At 66.3% G+C, this 21,076-nt stretch carries 17 protein-coding genes and 1 pseudogene; 2 read left to right on the top strand and 16 right to left on the bottom strand.

Annotated elements, in window-relative coordinates; genetic code table 11:
• Positions 1–142 precede the first annotated feature (142 nt).
• Positions 143–961, bottom strand: a pseudogene (locus AC3A4T_RS19680) (NYN domain-containing protein); the annotation flags it as partial.
• Between the two features lie 179 nt (positions 962–1,140).
• Between AC3A4T_RS19680 and tal the strand changes: the two are divergent.
• Positions 1,141–2,094 (top strand): transaldolase, encoded by a 954-nt coding sequence (gene tal, locus AC3A4T_RS19675; RefSeq protein WP_487676932.1) that lies wholly within the window; start codon positions 1,141–1,143, stop codon positions 2,092–2,094.
• A 10-nt stretch (positions 2,095–2,104) separates the two neighbouring features.
• Positions 2,105–3,394 (top strand): NAD(P)/FAD-dependent oxidoreductase, encoded by a 1,290-nt coding sequence (locus tag AC3A4T_RS19670; protein WP_487676931.1) that lies wholly within the window; start codon positions 2,105–2,107, stop codon positions 3,392–3,394.
• A gap of 80 nt (positions 3,395–3,474) precedes the next feature.
• Here AC3A4T_RS19670 and AC3A4T_RS19665 read toward each other — a convergent pair whose 3' ends face one another.
• The 15 genes from AC3A4T_RS19665 to AC3A4T_RS19595 all read right to left on the bottom strand — a co-directional run bounded on the left by AC3A4T_RS19665 (position 3,475) and on the right by AC3A4T_RS19595 (position 20,688).
• Positions 3,475–3,903 (bottom strand): hypothetical protein, encoded by a 429-nt coding sequence (locus AC3A4T_RS19665; protein ID WP_487676930.1) that lies wholly within the window; start codon positions 3,901–3,903, stop codon positions 3,475–3,477.
• 265 nt (positions 3,904–4,168) lie between these two features.
• Positions 4,169–4,636 (bottom strand): DUF1203 domain-containing protein, encoded by a 468-nt coding sequence (locus AC3A4T_RS19660; RefSeq protein ID WP_487676929.1) that lies wholly within the window; start codon positions 4,634–4,636, stop codon positions 4,169–4,171.
• 175 nt (positions 4,637–4,811) lie between these two features.
• Positions 4,812–5,690: an RNA polymerase sigma factor RpoH gene (gene rpoH / locus AC3A4T_RS19655; protein WP_487676928.1), complete on the bottom strand. Its 879-nt coding sequence runs from the start codon at positions 5,688–5,690 to the stop codon at positions 4,812–4,814.
• Positions 5,691–6,211: 521 nt separating this feature from the next.
• Positions 6,212–6,922 carry an N-acetylmannosamine-6-phosphate 2-epimerase gene (locus tag AC3A4T_RS19650; RefSeq protein ID WP_487676927.1) on the bottom strand — a complete coding sequence of 237 codons (711 nt, stop codon included), beginning with the start codon at positions 6,920–6,922 and terminating at the stop codon, positions 6,212–6,214.
• Positions 6,919–7,272 carry a hypothetical protein gene (locus AC3A4T_RS19645; RefSeq protein WP_487676926.1) on the bottom strand — a complete coding sequence of 118 codons (354 nt, stop codon included), beginning with the start codon at positions 7,270–7,272 and terminating at the stop codon, positions 6,919–6,921. Before AC3A4T_RS19645 ends, AC3A4T_RS19650 begins: the two co-directional genes overlap by 4 nt.
• A 20-nt stretch (positions 7,273–7,292) precedes the next feature.
• Positions 7,293–8,459 carry a peptidogalycan biosysnthesis protein gene (locus tag AC3A4T_RS19640; RefSeq protein ID WP_487676925.1) on the bottom strand — a complete coding sequence of 389 codons (1,167 nt, stop codon included), beginning with the start codon at positions 8,457–8,459 and terminating at the stop codon, positions 7,293–7,295.
• A 4-nt stretch (positions 8,460–8,463) separates the two neighbouring features.
• Positions 8,464–9,216, bottom strand: a complete 753-nt coding sequence (locus AC3A4T_RS19635; RefSeq protein ID WP_487676924.1) for a class I SAM-dependent methyltransferase — start codon at positions 9,214–9,216, stop codon at positions 8,464–8,466.
• Positions 9,217–9,480: 264 nt separating this feature from the next.
• Positions 9,481–11,703 carry a carbohydrate binding family 9 domain-containing protein gene (locus AC3A4T_RS19630; protein ID WP_487676923.1) on the bottom strand — a complete coding sequence of 741 codons (2,223 nt, stop codon included), beginning with the start codon at positions 11,701–11,703 and terminating at the stop codon, positions 9,481–9,483.
• Entirely contained in the window at positions 11,703–13,271 is a 1,569-nt protein-coding gene (locus AC3A4T_RS19625; protein WP_487676922.1) for a glycosyltransferase family 87 protein, read from the bottom strand. The genes AC3A4T_RS19630 and AC3A4T_RS19625 overlap by 1 nt, the downstream gene beginning before the upstream one ends.
• Positions 13,272–13,379: 108 nt before the next feature.
• Complete coding sequence (locus tag AC3A4T_RS19620; RefSeq protein WP_487676921.1) at positions 13,380–14,138, bottom strand: HAD family hydrolase; 759 nt, start codon at positions 14,136–14,138, stop codon at positions 13,380–13,382.
• Positions 14,135–16,213, bottom strand: coding sequence for a hypothetical protein (locus AC3A4T_RS19615; protein ID WP_487676920.1), 2,079 nt, complete (start codon positions 16,211–16,213; stop codon positions 14,135–14,137). The genes AC3A4T_RS19620 and AC3A4T_RS19615 overlap by 4 nt, the downstream gene beginning before the upstream one ends.
• Positions 16,210–16,794 carry a phosphatidylinositol-specific phospholipase C/glycerophosphodiester phosphodiesterase family protein gene (locus AC3A4T_RS19610; protein WP_487676919.1) on the bottom strand — a complete coding sequence of 195 codons (585 nt, stop codon included), beginning with the start codon at positions 16,792–16,794 and terminating at the stop codon, positions 16,210–16,212. Before AC3A4T_RS19610 ends, AC3A4T_RS19615 begins: the two co-directional genes overlap by 4 nt.
• Complete coding sequence (locus AC3A4T_RS19605) at positions 16,791–17,984, bottom strand: glycosyltransferase (RefSeq protein ID WP_487676918.1); 1,194 nt, start codon at positions 17,982–17,984, stop codon at positions 16,791–16,793. Before AC3A4T_RS19605 ends, AC3A4T_RS19610 begins: the two co-directional genes overlap by 4 nt.
• Positions 17,981–19,639, bottom strand: coding sequence for an NTP transferase domain-containing protein (locus AC3A4T_RS19600; protein ID WP_487676917.1), 1,659 nt, complete (start codon positions 19,637–19,639; stop codon positions 17,981–17,983). The genes AC3A4T_RS19605 and AC3A4T_RS19600 overlap by 4 nt, the downstream gene beginning before the upstream one ends.
• Positions 19,640–19,674: 35 nt before the next feature.
• Positions 19,675–20,688 (bottom strand): class II aldolase/adducin family protein, encoded by a 1,014-nt coding sequence (locus AC3A4T_RS19595; protein WP_487676916.1) that lies wholly within the window; start codon positions 20,686–20,688, stop codon positions 19,675–19,677.
• Positions 20,689–21,076: the final 388 nt, after the last annotated feature.

Genomic DNA, 21,076 nt, shown 5'->3' with positions numbered 1-21,076 from the left:
GCTTCGGTTGTTGTTTGGGTTGTTGTTTGGGTTGTTGCTTAGGCTGTTTCCTGGCTTGTTTCTGCGGTTGCGGTTGCGGCTTGGACTGTTCCGCGGATTGCGGCTTCGGCTGTGGCTTAGGCTGTTCCGCGAGTTGCGACGTCGCCTGTGGCTTGGCCTGCACCGCGGGCGCTTGCTCACTTTTCTGCGCAGGCTCCGCCACCGATTTCACCGGCTTGGTCACGCTCTTATTCTTATCGCGTATCCACACGCTGAGCGGATCGCGCCGAATCTCGAACAGCCCCATCGCCTCGATCAGGTCGCTGAGCTTGGGATAGCCGTAATTGCGCGGATCGAACGAGGCCTGATTGCCGACCTGCTGACCGACGCTCGCCAATCGCGACCAGCCATCGTCGCCGCTGGCCGAATCGGTCGCACGCCGCAGCATTTGCACCAGGCGGGTATCGCCGCGCAGGTCCTTGGCGCTGCGCGGCGGCGTGGTCGCCACCTCGTCGGGCGGCGCGTCCTCGCTGGCCGGCTGGCCCAGGCCTTCGACATAGGTGAATTTCGAACACGCGTTGACGAACGGCTCGGGGGTTTTCTTTTCGCCAAAGCCATAGACCTTGACCCCGTCGGTGAGCAGACGCATCACCAGCGGGGTGAAGTCGGCATCGCTGGAAACGATCGCGAAGCCGTCGAGGTTGCGCGCGTACAACAGGTCCATCGCGTCGATCACCATCGCCATGTCGGACGCGTTCTTGCCCTTGCTGTAGGCGAACTGCTGGATCGGCCGGATCGCGAACTCGTGCAGCACCGCTTCCCAACTCTTGAGGTTCGGGCTTTTCCAGTCGCCGTAGGCGCGGCGCACGTTGGCCACGCCATAGCGCGCCACCTCGGCCAGGATCACTTCGATCTTCGCCGCCGGCGCGTTGTCGGCATCGATCAGCAGCGCGATGCGTTTTTCTTCCGAGGCCAGGCCCATGCGCTCATTCTCCCTGCCGCCGGCCCGGACACGGGCGGGCGTTGTCGCGGCCAGCCTAGCGCAACCGCCGCCGCGGCGCGTGGCACTGAAGATCGACGCACTGAAGATAGGCCGGCTTCATGACGGCCTAACCCCGATGCGGGACAATGAGCGCGAATCCGACGACAAGACACTCCCCCATGAGCAATCAACTCGAACAACTGCGCGCGCTGTCCACGGTCGTCGCCGACACCGGCGACATCGACGCGATCGCCCGCTTCCATCCGCAGGACGCCACCACCAACCCCTCGCTGCTGCTCAAGGCCGCCGGCCTGCCGAACTACGCGCCGTTGATCGACGCGGCCCTCGGCGGCGCCCAGGGCGATGACGAGGCCGCGCGCGTGAGCGATGCCGGCCTGCGCCTGGCGGTGGCGATCGGCGGCGAAATCCTCAAGCTGATCCCCGGCCGCGTCTCGACCGAAGTCGATGCGCGCCTGAGCTTCGACACCCAGGCCAGCCTGGCCCAGGCGCACCGCATCGTCGAACTGTACGAGCAGGCCGGCATCGGCCGCGACCGCCTGCTGATCAAGCTCGCCTCGACCTGGGAAGGCATCCGCGCCGCCGAGCAGCTCGAGCGCGAAGGCATCCACTGCAATCTGACCCTGCTGTTCTCGTTCGCCCAGGCGGTGGCCTGCGCCGAAGCCGGCGTGTACCTGATCTCGCCCTTCGTCGGCCGTATCCTCGACTGGCACCTCGCCAACGGCATGGCCAAGCCAGCGACGCCGCAGGACGATCCGGGCGTGCAGTCGGTCACCCGCATCTGGGAGTACTACAAGCGCAACGGCTACCCGACCGTGGTGATGGGCGCGAGCTTCCGCAACACCGGGCAGGTGCTGGCGCTGGCCGGTTGCGACCGGTTGACGATTTCGCCCGAACTGCTCGGCGAACTCGAATCCACCCAGGCCGACGTTCAACGCGCTCTGTCCGAAGACGGTCAACGCACCCAACCGGCCGAACCGCTCAGCGAAGCCGCATTCCGCTGGCAGCACAACGAGGACGCGATGGCGACCGACAAGCTCGCCGACGGCATCCGCCGCTTCGCCGCCGACCAGCGCAAGCTCGAACAACAACTCGCCCAGCGTCTGCGCGGCTGAGCGCATGGCGATGAGCAACGATCCGCGCAAGCACGTCGTCATCGTCGGCGGCGGTTTCGGCGGTCTGTGGACGACGCGCGCGCTGGACTCGGCCGACGTGCGCATCACCCTGATCGATCGCCGCAACCACCATCTGTTCCAGCCGTTGCTGTACCAGGTCGCGACCGCCGGCCTGTCGGCACCGGACATCGCCGCGCCGCTGCGCCACATCCTGCGCAAGCAGGCCAACGTCGAAGTGCGGCTGGGCGAAGTGGTCGGCCTGGATGCGGTCGCGCGCAACGTCACGCTCGCCGACGGCGAGGTGATCGGTTACGACTACCTGCTGCTGGCCAGCGGCGCGACCCACGCCTATTTCGGTCACGACGAATGGGCGCAGCACGCGCCGGGCCTGAAGACCCTCGACGACGCGCTGCACATCCGCCGCCGCGTGCTGACCGCGTTCGAACGCGCCGAAGCGACCGACGACGAAGCCGAACGCGCGGCGTGGCTGCATTTCGCTGTGGTCGGCGGCGGCCCGACCGGGGTCGAACTCGCCGGCACCCTGGCTGAGATCGCACACAAGACCCTGCGCCGCGAATTCCGCCGCATCGATCCGTCGCAAGCGAAGGTCCGCCTGATCGAAGCCGGGCCGCGCGTGCTCTCCAGCTTTCCCGAGTCGCTGTCGGAGAAAGCGCGCGCGCAGTTGCAGCGGTTGGGCGTGGAAGTCGTCACCGGTACGCCGGTCGGCGCGATCGGACGCGACGGCTACAGCCTCGGCGCCGAGTTCGTGCCCGCGCGTACGGTGCTGTGGGCGGCCGGCGTCGCCGCCTCGCCGCTGGGCGCGCTGCTCGACGCGCCGCGCGACCGCGCCGGCCGGGTGCGGGTCGAACCCGACCTGACCGTGCCCGGCTATCCGGACGTCTTCGTCGCCGGCGACCTGGCGAGCATCCAGCAAGCCAACGGCCAACCGGTGCCGGGGGTCGCGCCGGGCGCCAAGCAGATGGGCAGCTACGTCGCCCGCGCGATCCGTGCCCGCCTGAGCGGCCGCACCATCGAGCCGTTCCGCTATGTCGACTACGGCAACCTGGCCACCATCGGCCGCCGCGCCGCGGTGGTCGACCTGCGCGGTTTCAAGTTCTCCGGCTTCCTGGCCTGGGCGTTCTGGCTGGCCGCGCACGTGTTCTTCCTGATCGGCTTTCGCAACCGCCTGATCGTGATGCTCAACTGGTCGTGGGCGTATTTCACCTACCAGCGCCACGCGCGGATCATTTTCGGCGGCGCCGGAGAAGACGGCGATGGCAAGGACGACGACGCCGGCTGAGCCATGCGGACCTCACCGCAACAAAGAAGGGCGCCTCGCGGCGCCCTTCTTTGTTCGAACGAATCGAACGCGGCGATCTATCAGGTGTAACCATCGTAGTAGAACGCGGTGGCCTGCACGTTCTTGGTCGCGCCGGTATCGAGATCGGTGATGGTCACGCGCAAGGTGGCCTCGCCGTCGCCCTGGGTTTCGGTACTGATCGACTTCTCGCAATAAGACTGATTGCCGCAACCGGCCGGCACGGTGTTGGTCTCCAGGTCGCGCCAGGCATAGGAATAATTGCCCGCGCCCAGGCCGGCGACCTGGAACAGCGCGGTGGTCGGATTGGTCGCGCCGCCCGGCCGCCACACCGAGACGCAGCTGAAAGCCTCGGGCACGTCCAGTGCATAGGTGTCGACGAAGCAGGTCACCACCGCATTGCTCATGTCGCCCGCTCGTGCCGGCTGGCTGTGCGCCAGCCCCAAAACCGCAATCAACGCGCCCACCGCCCATAGCTTGATGCCTTGCATACACCCTCCATTGGTCTGCGTGACGCGGGCCGCGATCGGCCCGCGCGATTCGGGAAACCGCCGGTCCCGGCGGCTTCGAGCGCGAGTCTAGACAGGCCCGAGGGCGCGCATGCGCCTGACGCGGCAAGCGCATGCGGGAGTGCGATGCCGCTTCCACTTTATCCCGATGCGCGGCACATCTCGGCGCGCTGCCATCGCAAGTGCAGCATGCCGGCCATCGTCGGGCGCGCATCGATTGCGCCGGTCGATGCCGGTCCAACGCGGCTCAGTGCCGATCGATCCGGCACAGGAAGCAGCCGAAGCGCGCGTTGTGCGCCATCACGCTGACGACGCCGTCGATCGCGAACAGTGACTGCAGTTCGTCCTGTGCCGCCGCGCCGTCGACCGCGCGCGCATCGCGCATCCAGCCGTCGCGGTCGTAGGCGCGCAGCGACAGATACCGGGTCGCCAGGATCGGCGGCAGTTCGTTGCGATACGTCGGCGCCTGCAGCGCGGCCTCGCGCACGAAGATCGGGCCGCTCGCACGATACGGCCCAAGCGCATGGTGTTCGTACGGCAGCAGCAACAAGGTCTCGCCGATCGCGGCATCGGTCAGCGACACCCGGCAGGGATAACCGCGCGGCGAATCGGCGACGACCCGGCGCATGTCGTGGGCGCGCAGGCGATCGTCGTCGAGCGCGAACAAGGGACGGAACGGTTCGGGCGACAGGCCGCTGATGCGATAGGCGTTCATGGGCGACTCCAGGCGATGGCTTGAGCTCACGATAGCCATCGCCTGACGCAGTCGATATCCGGATCTTGTCGCGGCCGCGCGCGCCCCAGCTCCGCGTGTCGCGGTGGTCGATCGGACAATAAAAAACGGCCCGGTTTCCCGGGCCGTTGCATTGCATCGCGTTATTCGAAGCTGGTTACGCCGCGAACAGACCGCGCATCTTCTTCAGCGCGTTGGCTTCGATCTGGCGGATACGCTCGGCGCTGACGCCGTATTCGTCGGCCAGTTCCTGCAGGGTGATCTTGCTGTCGTCGTCGAGCCAGCGGCGCTTGATGATGTCGCGCGAACGCGCATCCAGGCCGGACAGGCCTTCGCGCAGCAGACCCAGCTTGCTGTCTTCTTCGTCTTCGCGCTCGTAGGACTGCGACGGGTCTTCCTCGGCGGCGCGCAGGTACGCGGCCGGCGACGGCGGCGCGTGATCGTCGTCCTCGTCGGACGGCGCGTCGAAGCCGATGTCGCGACCCGACAGGCGCGATTCCATCTCGAGCACTTCGCGCTCGGAGACGTTCAGGTCCTTGGCGACCTGGCTCACCTCTTCGGCGTTCATCCAGCCCAGGCGCTTCTTGCTCTTGCGCAGGTTGAAGAACAGCTTGCGCTGCGCCTTGGTCGTGGCGACCTTGACGATGCGCCAGTTCTTGAGGATGAACTCGTGCATCTCGGCGCGGATCCAATGCACCGCGAACGAGACCAGGCGAACGCCCTGGTCGGGGTCGAAGCGCTTGACCGCCTTCATCAGGCCGATGTTGCCTTCCTGGATGAGGTCGCCGATCTGCAGGCCATAGCCGTTGTAGCCGCGGGCCACATGGACCACGAAGCGCAGATGCGAATGGACGAGTTCACGGGCCGCGTCGAGGTCTTCGCCGTCGCGGAAGCGGCGGGCCAGGGCCTGCTCGTCTTCGGCGGTCAGCACCGGGATCTGATGCACCGCGCCGATATACGCGTCCAGCGAACCGAGCGCGCTGGGCACAGGCAGGTTGTTGGTGACGAGAGCAGCGGATTGGGCAATAGAGGTCATGGGGGTCATCTTAGCAGTCGGCATATAGGACTGCTAAAGGGGGAAAAGGTTCCGCTGTGTTGCGGGATTGGAACGCACGAACGCGGTCTTGGGGTGTCGGTCGCATTCGCTATGACGGGCCTTGGCCGAAATTCCGGTCAAAACCATGAGGCCGAGTCGAAAGCTCAACAACATCAATATGTTACAAAATACAGCCGGTAAGCCCTTGTGAATCTTTCCGCGCGCCGGCCGAATCTGGCCTGCGTTATTCGGCACTGCCGGGCATCCAATTCGGCGGTTTGTCGCCATTTCCCGCCGAATCCCTTTATCCGCGGTTACGCCAGCGGTTTTTCGCGGCGTGGCGGCGAGCGGGATAACTATTTGAACCTTATGAATTAAAAGATTATTAAGAGCAGGCGCCGCAGCCGCTCTACCAGACCTTCGCAGGGCCGGGACCCTCGTCGATCACGGCCAAGATCGACCGCCAAAGCGAGCCGTTTACGGCATCTTCCAGGCCGCTCGATCGACGCCAAAGGCAGCAATTAGCCTGCAGTTGCCAACATTTCGCCGACAAAGCGCGCCGTTATGCTCTGCGGCCGGGTAATGGCACTGCCTATGACCACGAAATCCGCGCCAAGTTGCAGTGCGCGGGCAGCCTGCTGCGGGGTGTCGATACCGCCTTCAGCCACCAGCAGGCAACTGTCGACGGCCCGGCGCATGCGCCGGAACGCGGCGAAGTCGTCGTCGGTCAGGCGCTGCCCCCGGGTGGCCTCGGTATGGCCGAGCGCCGCGCTGGACACGCAGTCGAAGCCCAGCGCCTGCGCCCGCAGGGCCTCGGCCGTGGTCGCCACCTCGGCCATCAACCGCAGGCCCGGATGCCGCTTGCGGATCGCGGCGTAAAAGTCGGCCAGACGCTGCCCGCCCGGACGACGACGCTCGCTGGCGTCCAGGCCGGCCATATCGGCGCCGGCCTGCGCCACCTGATCGATCTCGACCAGGGTCGGGGTCAGCGCGATCTCGCAATCCGGATAGACCTGGGTGAGCACGCCGATCAACGGCGCGTCGACGGCCGCGCGGATCCGGGCGATGTCGTTCGCGCCGTTGGCCAGCACCCCGCAGGCGCCGCCCTCGATCGCCGCGCGCGCCATCGCCGGCATGCAGCCGTGCATGGGTTCGTCGGGCAAGGCCTGGCAAGAGACCACCAAGCCGCCACGCAAGCGTTCGAACAAACGGCTGGTCGCCACGCGGCTCATCGCCCGGCGTCGCCGCGCGCGGTCGGCAGCGGCGCGTCGTTGAGCAGGCGCGCGTCGAGGATGTCCCACCAGCGATCCTGCTCGATCCGTCGTTGCTCCCAGGCCGGGTTCGCCGAACGACGCGACACCTCGCGGCGGTAATCGCCCCAACCGGCTTCGTCCGCGAACGAAATCCAGTGCTCCAGGCTGTGCACGCCCGGCCCGACCGTGCACACGTACCAGCGCGGATCGTGGGCCATGGCCAAGCCGTCGTAGAACCAACGTTCGCGTTCGCCAACCCAACGCCAGAACGCGGGCAGATCGGCGCGCGCGGCGGCGCTCGGGCGGAAGGTGTAGATCAGATGCAGCATGGCGACTCCGCGTGCATGGATCAAAGGAACGCTTGCCAGGCCGGGCTCAGGTGCGCGCCCAGTTCGCGACGATGGCGCTCGGCGAAGCGCCGGTTGTGTCGGCGCACCGCGATCGGATCGAGCGAGCGATCGCTCAGCAGCACCGCCGCGGCCAGCGGCTCGATGCGGGCGCCGCGGCTGGCTTTCGCGTGCAGAGCCGAGATCGACAAGCGCAGTTCATCGAATCCTCCGCGGGCGGCGTAGTTGATCGGCTCATAGCAGGTCAGGACGAAGTAGCGGAAATCGCGATCGTCCAGGCTGTAATCGCAACCGTAGTAGCGCGCGTGCAGCGCGCGGCCGAAGCGATACAGCAGGCACAACGCGACGATGCGCTCATCGCGTCGCGCCACGACCGCGATCGGCGACAGCCCCGCCTGGCGTTGCGCCTCAAGCATCCGCTGCATCCAGGCCGCGCCCTGGGTGCTGCCGTAGCGGGCGCGGTTGCAGGCGATCAGTTCCGCCGCGCGCGCCTGCTCGGAAGGATCGATGAGGCCCCATTCGACCCGGTTGCCGCAACGCGCGAACGCGGCGATTTCAGCGCGGACTTCGTAGCGATGGTGCCGGTTCCAAGCCGCCATCAGCCCGGCCAGACCGTCAGGTGGAACCTCGATGTTCGCTTCGGCCGAGTGCAGCAGCACGCTGGCGCCACAGACCTCGGCGAGTTCCCGCGCGGCCGTCAGCGGCATATACGGCAAGACCACGCCGACGTCGCCGCGCTCGCGCGCGATGCCGGCCATCGCCTGCAGCATGCGCCTCAATGCTTGCACGCGCCGGCGTCCGCTCACGCACGGCACTTGGTTATGGGTCGAACGGCGTCCACCGCCCCAGACGAAGCCGCGCGTCCACGGGCCGCGAACGTCGTTGAAGAAAGCGCCGAGTTCGAACAATCCGTCATCGCGTTCGCCGCTCCACAGCGTGCAGGCAGCGAGCAAGCCGGCCGAACTCCAGACCGCAAGCACCTCGCACGCGCCCAGGGCGCGATCCAGGCCGGCCAGCCAGGCGTGGCTGTTGTAGAAATTCTGATCGTTGACCAACGCATCCCACGCGTGCTCGTCGATGGCGGCGACGCCGCGACCGAGCGACACCGCCAGCGCCTCATCCGCATCGCCGCTGCGTTCGGCCCGTGGCTGCAACAGACACGCGCGCATGGCATCAGGCTTTGCGCGCGAGAATCAACGCCGCGTGCGGACGATCGAGATAAGCGCGCAGCAACGGCGCCGCCGCGGACGGATCGGACGCGGTACTCGGATCGCGCCAAACCAGATCGGTCATGCCGGCCTCGCGCAACGCCGCCTGCAGCGCCGCGCGCGACCAGTACCAGGCATGCACGCTCGCCTGATAGCGGCCGTGGCACAGCTCCAGGCGGATGCGCGCGCCGTTGGTGCGCGGCGGGCGACCGTTGTCGTCGTCGGGAATCAGGCGAAAGCCATAGGCCTGGTAGTAGTCGGGATCGGGCTGGTAGTCCGGATGGATCGGCAGCGCGACCAATCGCCCGCCCGGACGCAGCAGACCGGCGAGCGCGTCGCACATCTGGCCCAGCTCGTGCGCGCTGGTGGCGTACGGCAGCACATAGACGCTGAGCACCACATCGAAACGGCCGGCGAATCGCGGCTGCAGTTCGGATACGAACTCGATGTCCAGGCCTTCTTTTTCGGCCCTGCGCCGCGCGTACCCGAGCATGCCGTCGGCCAGGTCGTAGCCGACCACCGAGCGTGCGCCGCTGCGTTTGAGCAGCCGCGAATACAGACCGCTGCCGCAACCGAAGTCGAGCACGTCCAGGCCATGCAGATCGCCGAGCGCCGCGATCACGCTCGGCGTCTCGATATCGTGCCGGAACGGCCAACTCGCCATGTCCTCGTACAACCCGGCCAGCTCATCGAACTGCGCGGCGACTTGCTTGCTCATCGGACTCTCCCGGCGATCGAGCGATCGTCTTGTTCGAGTCGCGAGTTAGGCAAATCTGAGCGCGCGCGGTCGCGCCGGCAATCACGTTTCCAAAGCGATGCGGCTAACCGACGCTCACACTGGGACGGCGATCGTGCATGGCGCCGCGGCTGTCGTCGGGGGCGTTCAAATCTGCAACAACGCATGCGATCGCGCGCGCCGGAAAACGAACAGGCCGACTTGCGCCGGCCTGTTCGTGGATAGCCATCGTTGTCGCGCGAGCGATCAGAAATTGAACAGGTAGCTGAACTTCATGAAAAGCTGCTTGCCGGTGTGCAGGTCGAGATCGCGCGTGGGAACGACGATGTTCGGGTTCTGGTTGATGCGCAGGTTCTTCTGCTGGTCGGTATAGCCCAGGTAGAACGAGGTGCCCGGGTTCGGCGAATAGCTGACCAGCAAGTCGGTGACCAGGGTCTTGTCGCGCGGAATCAGGAACAGGTCGGTGTCGCTGTCGAGTGCGCGGTAGTCGAAGATCACGTGCGCGGCCCAGAAGCGGCTGAACTGGTATTTGACCTTGGTGCGCGACTGGATGCCGCGGAACACCTTGGCGTCCGATTCGCTGCCTGCGATCGAATACTGCGTGCGCAATTCATCCCAGATGAAGGACTGGTCGATGCGAAGCTGAGCGAACGGGCTCACCGTCAGCTTGATGATCGCCTGGCGCTGATCGCCCAGGAACGGCTCCACGCCCGCGGCCGGCAGGTAGTTGATCTTGTCGCGGACGATGATCTTGGCCTCGGCGGTCAGCCAGCGCCACCACTCGGTGCTGGCGCCTAGGGTGAAGCCGTCCATGTAGAACTTCTTGCCGCCGAAGTATTCGAAGCCGCGGATCAGGCTGCCTTCGAACTTGGTCTGCAGCAGGCCGTTGACCACGAAGCCGGGTTCGAAATTCCAGTCCTGCACTTCGCCGTCCTGGTCCCAGGTGTGCTGGGCGAGCAGGGTCGGCCCCATGTTGATGAGCCACGGCGCATCGGGGAACTGCTTGAGGTAGGACGACTTCTGATAGAACTGGCGAATGTTCACCCGCGGCACGAAGCCGAGCTGGGATTCGAAGTTGTCGGTGGCGTCGAAGTACTGGCCGTCGAAGTTGAAATCGCGGCCGCCGCGGATTGCCTGCAGAAACACCATGCGTCCGTCGTAATCGAGATTGTTGGCGCCTTCGGACTCGCTGCGGGCCAGCTGACCGTTGACGCTCCAGTTGTCGTTCAACTTGACTCGCGAATCCACGCCGAGCACGCGGTTGAACTGATCGCCGACGCTGCGGTCGGTCAGCATGACGCCGACGTTGGACTGCTGGCCGATGTCGCGCTGCACGCGCGCCACGCCGATGTTGCCGGTCTTGCCGAAGTCGTCGCCGACCACGGTCAGGCCGGCGGACTCGTCGTCCATCAGCAGGCCGCCGATCGCCCAACGGCCCAGGCGTCCGGACACGCGCGCGCCGTACTGCGGGTTGACGATCCGGCGCGAATAGAACAACGGCACCGGCAGACCGAAGATGCCGCTGTTCTCGAGGAAGAACGGCCGCTTCTCGAGGAAGTTCTGTTCGTAGCGCTCGTTGACGATGACCTGCGGCTCGTCGGTCTCGACTTCGCTGAAGTCGGGGTTGACGGTGAGGTCGACCGCGATCGAATCCTTGATCACGAACTTGGCGTCGACGCCGAGTTCGGTGCGCTCATGCCGGCGCATCGACGGGTCGCCGGCCGAATTCACGCCCAAGGTGCGCGCGTCGCGGTAGGTCAGGTGCGGAATGACCTGGATGTTGCGGCCCGGCTGGATCGAATCGTCGATGCGCGCGTGCGCGAACTGGGCGACGAAACCTTCCTTGCGCTCGGTGATGTAGGGCCAGTAGACGAATTCGTTGGTGCGCGGAATGATCCGGTTGACCGCGATGCCCCAGTCCTGCACGTTGCCGCGCTCGAACCGCAGGCTCTTGAACGGGATCTGCATGGTCACCACGTAGCCGTCGTCGGTCAGGCGGCCGTCGGAGGTCCACTGGGTGTCGAAGTTGAAGTCGTAGCTCAGGCCCTCGGTGTAGCGGCTGTCCATCTGCGCGCCGTAGGGATTGACCGTGAACACGAACGCGCGCTGCTTGTCGTGGTAGGTGTCGAGCATCAGCTGTACACCGTCGTCGCCGAACACCGCGTCGCGCCGCGCGATGCGCGCGCGCACCTGCTTGGGATCGTCCTTGCACACGAACACCACGTACAGGTTGTGGTCGTCGTAGGACAGGTAGGCGCGGGTTTCCAGGGTCGCCGGATTGCCGTCGCCGGGTTTGTTCTGGACGAAGTCCTTGACCTCGATGCCGGCGTCGGCGGGGACGCCGCCGACGTAGTCCTCGAGCCTGGGCGCGTGATCCGCGCGCGGAATGTTCAGAGTGTCCTGGGCCTGCGCCGAAAACGCGCTGCCCAACAGCGCGAGCATGACCGCCCACAAAGTATTACGCCGCATCACGTTGCCACCTTCGTGTTATCGAGAGAAAAGGAATCGTCGTCGGCCGCCGCGGCGGCCGTGGAATCGTCGTTGTGCCAGGAATGAGCCGTGGCTCCCGCGCGCAGCGCGCGCGGCTTGCGCAGCACCGCCCACACGCACAGCGCCAGCGCGATCACCTGGATCGCCAGGGCCAGCACGATGCGCGTGTGCACTTCGGGCAGCTCGATGCCGCCGACCGGAATCACCGCGGTGCAGACCAGCCAGCCCAGCACCAGCAACACGGTGTTGCGCGGGGTGAGCACGGTCGCCGCGGCGATCAGGCTCCACAGCCACATCGGCGCGATCAGACCGCTGTGATCGGGCAGGAACGGGCTGCGCATGGTCGCAAGGCCCAGCACCGCGACCCACACCGCGGCGCGTTCCAGGCGCGTCATCGACGCGTTGCGCAGGGCCGCGACAATCGTCAGCACCACCGCGATCGCGGTCCACACCCAGGCGACCGTGCCCATGGTCGCGCGGGTCATGCCGTCGAGGCCGAGGATCTTGGCTTTCAGCACCAGACCCGGCACCGATTGATTGAGCGCGCTGACCCATTCCAGCCCGGGGATCTCCAGGAACGCCCAGGCGTCGCCGCTGGCGATGCGCGGCGCCTGATAGTGGAAGAACGCTTCGAACGGATGCGCGCCGAGCCACAGCCAGGCGATCGCGGTGTACAGCGCCGAGAACGCGAAGGTCCAGATCGCCGCGCGCCAGCGCCTGGTCACCAGCAGATAAATGCCGAGCAGGCCCGGAAACAATTTGAAGATCGCGAACCCGAGCATCGCCCCGCCCAGCGCATTGCGGCCGCGCTCGAACTGGATCATCGCCAGCACCGACATCGCGATCGCGGCGAGCTGGAAATTGCCGACCTGCAAGGTCACCAGGATCGGGCTCGACAGCATCACCGCCGGAATCAGCAGCCATGCGCGGCGACCGACGCCGGCGCCGATCCAGCGCGCCAGCGACCACAGCGCGGCCATCGTGATCGCCGCTTCCAGGCCGAACCACACCGCGCGCATGCTGTAGAAATCGCCGCCGAGCAACAGCCCCAGTTCCGGCAGCAGCACGAACTGCGGCAGATACATGAACTCGTCGAGCTTGATGTGGTCGACCGAGCCGGTGTACAGCGCGGTGTCGTAGAGATTGGCCACGCCTTCGCGCGCCAGTTCGGCTGCCTGCCAATACGCCGAATAGCAGCTATGGCCGATGTAGAACGGATCGAACCAGAACGCGGAGAATTCCGGGTGCTTGGGGTCGGCCATGTACCAGGCCACGCCGAGGGTTCGCGCGATCGCCAGCAAGCCGACCACCAGCAACGCCGCGCTCGCCAGTGCATGCTTGCGACGTTGCCCGTCCCATTGCGCCGGCAAACGCCGCGCCAACGGCAACCAAGCCGCCGCGACCGGCAGCGCGGCGACGATCAGCGCGACCGCGAACGACAGGCCGAATCCGGCCAGCGCGGACGCCAGCATCGGCCAGCCCAGCGCCAGCACCAGCGCCGCGGCGGCATGGCGTTCCAGGGAAATCTTTCCGACTGCGGTGTTCATCGTGGCGCGGACTCCTTGCGCTGATCGCCGCGATTCGCGGCGCGGTCGCGGGCCGGGCCCGCAAGCGGCGAGGGCATGGCTACCGCGGCGTCACGCGCCCGCGGGCGCTCAACGTTTCTGGATGCCATCGACCTTCCCCGAGAAAAAGTAGTGATGCAGTTCTGTGAAATCGTCGAATTCGACATCGCAGCCGGTGCCCTTGGCCTCATGGCTGCGGTCCACCCGCAACAACGTGCTGATGCCGAACGGACGCGCGCCGGCGATGTCGTTGACCGGGTGATCGCCGATCATCCAGATCTGCTCCGGGTCGATGCCGAGCTTGTCGATCGCCAGCCGGAACGGCGCTTCCTGCGGCTTGTCGGCACCGGCCTCCTCCGAGGTCACGACGTAGTCGAAGCAATCGTCCAGGCCGAAGTAGATGATCTTGCGGAACTGAATCTGCGAGGTCAGGTCGGTGATGATCGCCGTGCCGATGCCGCTGCTGCGCAAGGCCAGCAGGAACTCGCGCACCCCGGGAAACAACTCGCAATGGGCCAGGAAGGTGCGCCAGTAGGTCTGCTCGAGATCCAGCGTGATCACCAACTGGGTCTTGCGCCCGAGGATCTCGATGCCGCGCTGGAAATACAGCAGGCGGCTGTGCGAACTGGCGGTCTTGCCGAGCTGGCGCTTGACGTCCTCGCGCGCTTGCGCGAATGCGTTGCGTACCTCGCCCGGGTCGACCCCGAGCAACCGCACCGCCTTGCTTTCCGCCGCCGCCAGCGCCTGCGTGTGCGGATGGTCGTAGGCATACAAGGTGTTGTCGGTGTCGAAAATAATCGCCTGCGGCGCGCGCAGGACCTTGTCCGAGTTGTGAATTCTCAGGGTCATTTGATCCGGCTCTTCAACGATTCTTCGATCTGGATCAGGACCAGCAATTGCATGATCCCGCTCATGCCGTCCTCCCATTGAGGGTGGATATCGAGCATTTCCTGCAAGCCCGGCACCAACTGCCGCGCGGCCATGGCGATGTCTTCGGCGGCGACTTCGCCTTCGATGGTCATTTCGACTTCGCGCCCGTCCTCCGAGGGCTGCACATCCAGGTGCAGGCCGCAGATACCGATCAGGATCCGCGCCATGCGCTCGTGCGAGGTGCCGTTGCGGATCAGCGCGACCAGCTTGAGCCGCACCTGACCCATCGCGGTGCTGGACTCGAGCTGATGCGCGTTGACCGGCGCAAGCCTGAGCACCAGGCCGGCGTCGCGCCGCTGAGGATGGATGTGCAGGCGCGAATCGGCCATGCGTTTCTCGATCGACGCCAGCACCGTGGCCAGCGCATGACCGCGCTGATGCACGTCGCGCTCGATCTTCCAGGCCCGGCGCAGCTCTTCGTCCACATCCAGGAAGATGCTGACGTCGAAACGCTCGCGCAGCCGCTGCATGTGCAGCGCGTGCAGGCCCGAGGCGATCACCACGTCGTTCTTGTCGAGCAGGGTCGGCGGGGTGAAACGGCCAGCGCCGTGATCATAGCGGCGGCACATGATCGCCTTGCCGTCCATCAGCGCCAGCACATCGTTGTTGAAGCGTTGCAGATCGTTGGCGCGCGGATTCAGATGGGTCAGGCCCTTCCACATCGGCGCGTAGCGGTCCCAGACGTGGTAGTCGTCGCCGGACACATGCACCACCGAGTGCTCGCCGAAGATCCCGGCGAGCGCGCGGCTCAAGGTGTCCTTGCCCGAGCCCGAATCGCCGGCGATGCCGAGCGTCACCGGCTTCTGGCCGATGCGGTAGTAATCGTTGCGCGACACCCGCTCGCGCAGCATCTGCACCAGCAGCACCAGCCCGGCGGCGACCAGCAAGGTGTAGCCGAGCGAATGCAGGTGCGGACTCATCAACGCGCCAAGCCGCGCAATGGCCGGCGCCGGATCCAGACCGAGCATCGGCAGCGACGCGCCGCTGGAATAGATCAGGTGCATGCCGATCAGCAGCGCCGAGAACATGCCGGTCAGCAGGCGCGCGCTGCGATCGCTGTACAGCTGATGCGCGACCAGGAACGGCACCAGCCACAGATACCAACCCGGCGGCGCCGGCGTGGCCAGCACCACCAGGAAGAACGACAGGCCGATCGCGGCGATCAGCAGTTCGAAACTGATCCGGCGCAGCCGCCACAACCCGTACACCGCCAGCAAGTACAGCAGCGGGGTCAGATACAGGCGCAGGCCGTTGCCGAGCGGCAAGGCCAGATCGAACAGGCGCAGCGATTCGGGCGTCCCGAACACCATGCGCACGAAGCCCGGCGAGGCCAGCCACGGCACCACCGAAATCAATGCCGTCGCGCCGCAGGCGATCGCAAACGGCTGCATCAATCCGCGCAGGCGCTTGTTGCGCCACAGATAGATCGCCACGAACGGCGCGGCGAGCAGCATGCTGAACTTCGCCGCCAAGGCCAGCCCGAGCGCGACGCCGCCCAGACGTACCCGATATTCGCGCAGCAGCAGCAGCGACCACAGCACCAGCGCGACCGGCACGATGTCGGTCTGACCGTTCCAGTAGGTCACGTACAGCGCGATCGGCGACCACCAGTACAGCCACAGCAACAGCCGCGGGCGCTCCGGCCACAGCCGCGACAGCAGGTACAAGGTCGCGATGTCGGCGCCGAGCAGGCCGAGGCGGAAGCCCATCGCGGTGAAATAGTCCGATCCGCTCAACGCCGCGGCGAGCATGCCCAGCGCGGTGCCGGGAAGATGCGCCAGCAGCATCGCCGGCCCGTACGGATACGCCATCGGATCGCCGCCGGCGCCGAGGAAACTCGACCACGGGTCCAGCGACGGATGCGCGATCGCGTGCTGCACGAACGGCACGAACCAGGCCTGCTGGATCTGCGGCACGAGCAAGACCACCAACGCGACCTTGAACAACAAGCCGAGTCGGAATACGGGATCGCGCCAGATCCGGTTCGCGTTCATCGCCAAAGCGCGGGCTCCTTGGTGCAGACCGCTTCGGCGGCGATGCCCTCGCGCGCCAGCAGCGCGCGCAGTTCGGCTATTTCCTCGGTGCCGCGTCCCTGCAGTTCCGGCGATACCAGACACAGCTTGAAACCGGCGTCCTGCAGGCGTCGCGCCTGCGCGCCGTCGAGCGGGAAGCGGGTGAAGCAATCGACCCACACCCAATCGATCTGCCCGGCCAGGCTCAGCGCGGTGTCGATCGACTCGAATTCCGACACCCGCACCGCGCAGCGCGATTCGCCGCGCTTGGCGGTTCGCACCAGGAACGGGAACGACTGGTCGAGGAAGAAATAGTCTTCGATGCCACGTTCGCGCATCAGCGCGATCAGCCGGTCCTCCAGCCCCTCTTCCTTGACGTTGAGGATCAGCAGGCCGTGGCGATAGCCGCCGAGCCAATCCTCGAAGCGTTCGCCGTCGACGAAGGCGTCGTGGTGGATGATCAGATCCTCGCCGCGGCTGCGCAGGTCCAGCTCGATACCCAGGTCCTGCGGCGTGGCGCGCAGTTCCTCCAGGGTGTTGCGGCGGTGGCGGACGATGATCATGCGCGCTCCTGCAGGCCCTGACGCAGGCGTAGACTGAAATCGACGGTGCGCTTGATGAAGCGCAGCTTGGCTTGCCAGTTCACGTTCCAGTGCGAGCTGCCGTGCGCGCGCTCGCCGAAGCGGACCGCGAAGCGCTGCACGCGCAGGCCGTCGCGCAGCGCCTGGTAATAGGCGTACAGATCCAGGGCGAAATCGTGCGGCGGCTCGCGCCAGCGTTCGAAGAACGCGCGCGCAAACAACGTGGGCTGCGCGTTGATGTCCCACATGCGCCGGCTCATCAGCACGGTCTCGAACACCGACATGCCGACGGTGAAGGCGACATCGGCGGCCGGGCGACCGTAGCGGCGGCCCTTGACGAACAGACGCGCCGGATCGGCGGCCTGGTCATATAGCGCCAACCCGCGCAAGGCATCCTGCGGATCGGTCTGCATGTCGGCGTGGGTCCAGCCGAGCACGTCGCCGCGCGCCGCGCGCAAGCCGGTCAAAATGCCGTAACCATAGCCCTGGTTGACCTCGACCCGCACGCTGCGGATACGTTCCTGCCCGGCCAGCAGCCGCGCCAACACCGCCGGCGAGTCGTCGGTCGAGCCGTTGTCGACCAGCACCACTTCGGCGCGATCGTCGAGGAAGGTTTCGCGCAGTCGCGCGACCAGCAGCGGCAGATTGGCCGCTTCGTTGTAGCAAGGGATCACCAGCGACAGGCTCAGCCGCGCCGCGCCATCGGCGCGCGCGGGCGTCGCCATGGTCGCCTGCACCGGAGCGTGCGCGCTGGCATCGCTCGCGCCGAACACGAACAACTTCAAGCCGACGAAATTCATCGCCGCCGACACCCCGGTCGCGGCCACGAAGGCCGACTCCAGCGCGATCTCGCCGCGTCCGAGCACCGCCAGCACCAACGAGTTCACCACCACGTTCGCGACCAGCGCGATCAGGTACACGGCGATGAAGCTCAGCAGTTCGCGCTGACGCCATTGCGCGCCTACGCGGAAGGTGAAGCTGCGATTGGCGAAGTAGCCGAACACCGCGCCGGCGATGTAGCCCGCGGTCTTGGCCGGATGCACCGCGATCGCCAGCGCCAGCAGCCCGCGATAGACCGCGAAATCGATCACCACCGAGGTGACGCCGACCAGCACGAAGCGCGCGAGTTCGCCGCGCAGCCTGCCCGATGCGGCGGTGGACAGCGCATTCACCACGTCGCGCGCTCCGGTTGACGCATGCGGAAACGTTCGGCCAACGCCGCGCGCGCCGGCTCGGCGATGCGCGGGTCGTGCTCGATCCGGTACGGATGCACCGGCCATTTGTGGAAACACGATTGCCAGTATTCGTAGGTGCGCAGATCGTCCGGCGTGCCCCAACACAGGTAGTGCGAGACCTCGAACACCCGCACCTTCAGGCCCAGCGCGAGCGCGTCGTTGATGCAGGTGTCGACGTAGAACTCGCCGTTGACCCGGCCGTCGCGGGCGATCATCGCCTCGGCGGCGGCGGCGAAATCGCCGGCGCGGCGGAAGGTGAAAGTGCCCAGCACGATCGGATCGCGCGCCGGATCGGCCAACGGCTGCTTGACCGAGACCGAGCGCACCGCGCCGTCGGCTTCATCGACCCAGCCGTAATGCGTCGGCCGCCGCGCCGCGCCGGGATAGCCTCGCGCGACCCACACCAGCACGTCGGTGTCCGCATCGTCGAGCAGCAGCGACAGCGCCTGCGCATCGAACACCGCGCCGTTGTCGCAGGCGCCGATGGTCAACGGCTGTTGCGGATCGATCCCGTCCAGGCCGAGCAGGCAGGTGCGCGCCTGGCCGTCGGTGACCCGCTCCAGATCGATCAACACGCAATCAGGAAACCGGCTGCGCAGCGCTTCGGCGATGCGGCCGCGGCCGGGAATGTCGCGGCGCTGCACGAACACGCGTTGCGCCGGCTCGGGCAGATCGCGCGCGGCCTGCACCACCATCGGCTCGCCTGATACGTCGATCAACGGCTTCGGATCGGCATAGCCTTCGGCGCTGAAACGCGAGCCCAGTCCGGCCATCGGCACCATCACCGCGCCGCGTTGGCGCGGCGGCGGCTGCGCGCGCGCCGGATCGGCCAGACCGCGGAATGCGCCGGACCAGTAGCGGTATTCCTCCAGGTCCTGCGGCGTGCCCCACTGCATGAAGTGGTTGAGTTCGTAGACCGCGATGCGGCGGCCGTCTTCGAGCATCGGCTTGTAGGCCAGGCTGACGTAGCGCTCGCCGCCGACGATCAGGTCCGGCCGCGCCATCGTGCGTTCGAACGCGTCGCGCATCAGCGCGCCGGAACCGAAGTAATAGGTGCCGCTGGAAGCGAATTCGCTGCGCGGCTGATCGGTGTAGGGCTGCTTTTCCTGGATGTCGAGCACTCGCCCGCGATCGCTGCGCACGTAGGCGTAGTTGGTCGAACCCATCATGTGCGGGTGGAAGCCGGTGTAGCACGGGATCGCGCCGTCGCAGCCGCTGCTCAGCACGAAATCCTTGAAATCCGCGTAATCCCAGCTGCAAGTGAAATCGCAGTAATTGACCACCGTCGGCTCGGCCGGATCGATGTGCTCGATCGCCTGCAACACCGCGTTGACCGGCCCGAGTTTGTGCGGCGCGATGCCGACGACGCGGCCGGTCGGGCAGTAGCGCGCGAGTTGTTCGGCCATGCGGTACGACGGTTCGTCCAGATGCTCCTGGTTGCAGATGAAGACGAACTGGGTCTCGCCCGGAAACAGGTCGATGACGTGAGCGATGATCGGCTTGCCGTCGACCTCGATCAGCGGCTTGGGCACGCGATAGCCCGCGCGCCTGAAGCGTTCGCCGAAACCGGACATGGGAACTACGATCTGCATGGATTCCTTCCGTGGATCTGTTCGCGTTGGATGGATCAGTTGTGTGTCCGCACCAGCGAACGTCGGTATTTCTCGGCTTCCCAGTCGATCAGCGCGGCCACGTCGGCCTCGCCCAACCGCACCAGCCCGTCGTCCTCGCACACCCGCAGCGCGACCAACGCCAGGCACTGCAACATCGCCTGCGCACCGTCCGACAGGCCCGGCACGGTCAGCACGCCAGCGCCGGGCACCAGCGCGAACGCCGGGGCGACGCCGCTGTCGCGGGTGGTGCGTTCGACCGCCTGCGACAAGGATTCGCTCTCGCCCACCACCGCCGCGCAATGCCCCAGAAACACCGCGTGATCGGGGTACAGCACGCCGTCGCGCGCGATCTGCAACGCCTGCGCATCGGTCGCCAGTCCGTGCACCGATTCGGTGCCCGGCAGCGCCCACTGCAGATCATTGACCGCAGCCAGTCGCTGCGGCTGCGACGGCGGCGCGACTCGTTCGACGATCGCCACGCGGCGTTCGATCTCGGCCAGCAATGCATCGGCTTGAGCGCGGTCGTTCGCGCCGATCACCAAGCCGTGATTGGCCAGCACCAGCACGTCCGGCGCGCGCGTGGACAGCACTTGCGCGACCGCTCGGGTCAACGGATAGCCAGGTCGTTGATACGCAATCCACGCCCAGTCGAGGCCATCGAGCAATCTCGCCAGCTGCGCTTGCGCGCGTGTGCGTATAGCCCACGCGATCGTGTTCACCGAGTGCACGTGGACCACCAGCGGATGCGGCAGCAGTGCATGCAACGAGGTTTCGATCGACGGACGCAGCGTCAACGCGCTGCCGAGCTGGGCCAGACGCGCTTCGCCATCCTCGTGGCGCAACGCGTCGCGCACCTTAGCTAATGACAGCGGGACGAAGATGTCGCGCTCGCGCGCATGCGCAAGCCAGGTGCCAGAAGCCTTTACCCACAGCACATCATCGCGTTTAAGCGATGTGTTGCCGCCACCACCCTGCACCAACAACGGATCGGCGCCGATCCGCGCTGACAGGTCGATTAGATCGGTCAAAAAGTCGATGTTGGCCACATCACCAACCCATGGGCAATGCTCGTTTCCGGCACGTTTCGCGCCTGTATGAACAGCCATTCCATGCATAGCCCCCCGGCTAAAAAAACTCCTGAAATCCCCTTAACGCAGCGGTATTCGAGAATCGGACGCCCCCGTCCGTTCCCTGCAGCGCGCCGTTGGTCGGCACCGCAATCGTTTCCCCTGCCGAGAATTCGAGGTCTCGACAACCGATTGCGGCCCGCTTTGTGCCTAAGCCCCGTTATGTGGATAGGATATACGCGGGGGGCACAGCCAACAGCATGCCTAGGATGATAGCGGCCACATGCCGTGCGTAACAACATCTCATGGTTTGCGAATAGTGCGTGCCATAAAAACACCGACAGGGTAG

The organism is Lysobacter sp. Soil_N_51 (assembly GCF_057655755.1).
Note: the sequence above shows the minus strand (reverse complement) of the source record. Positions and strands in the feature narration are given on the sequence as shown.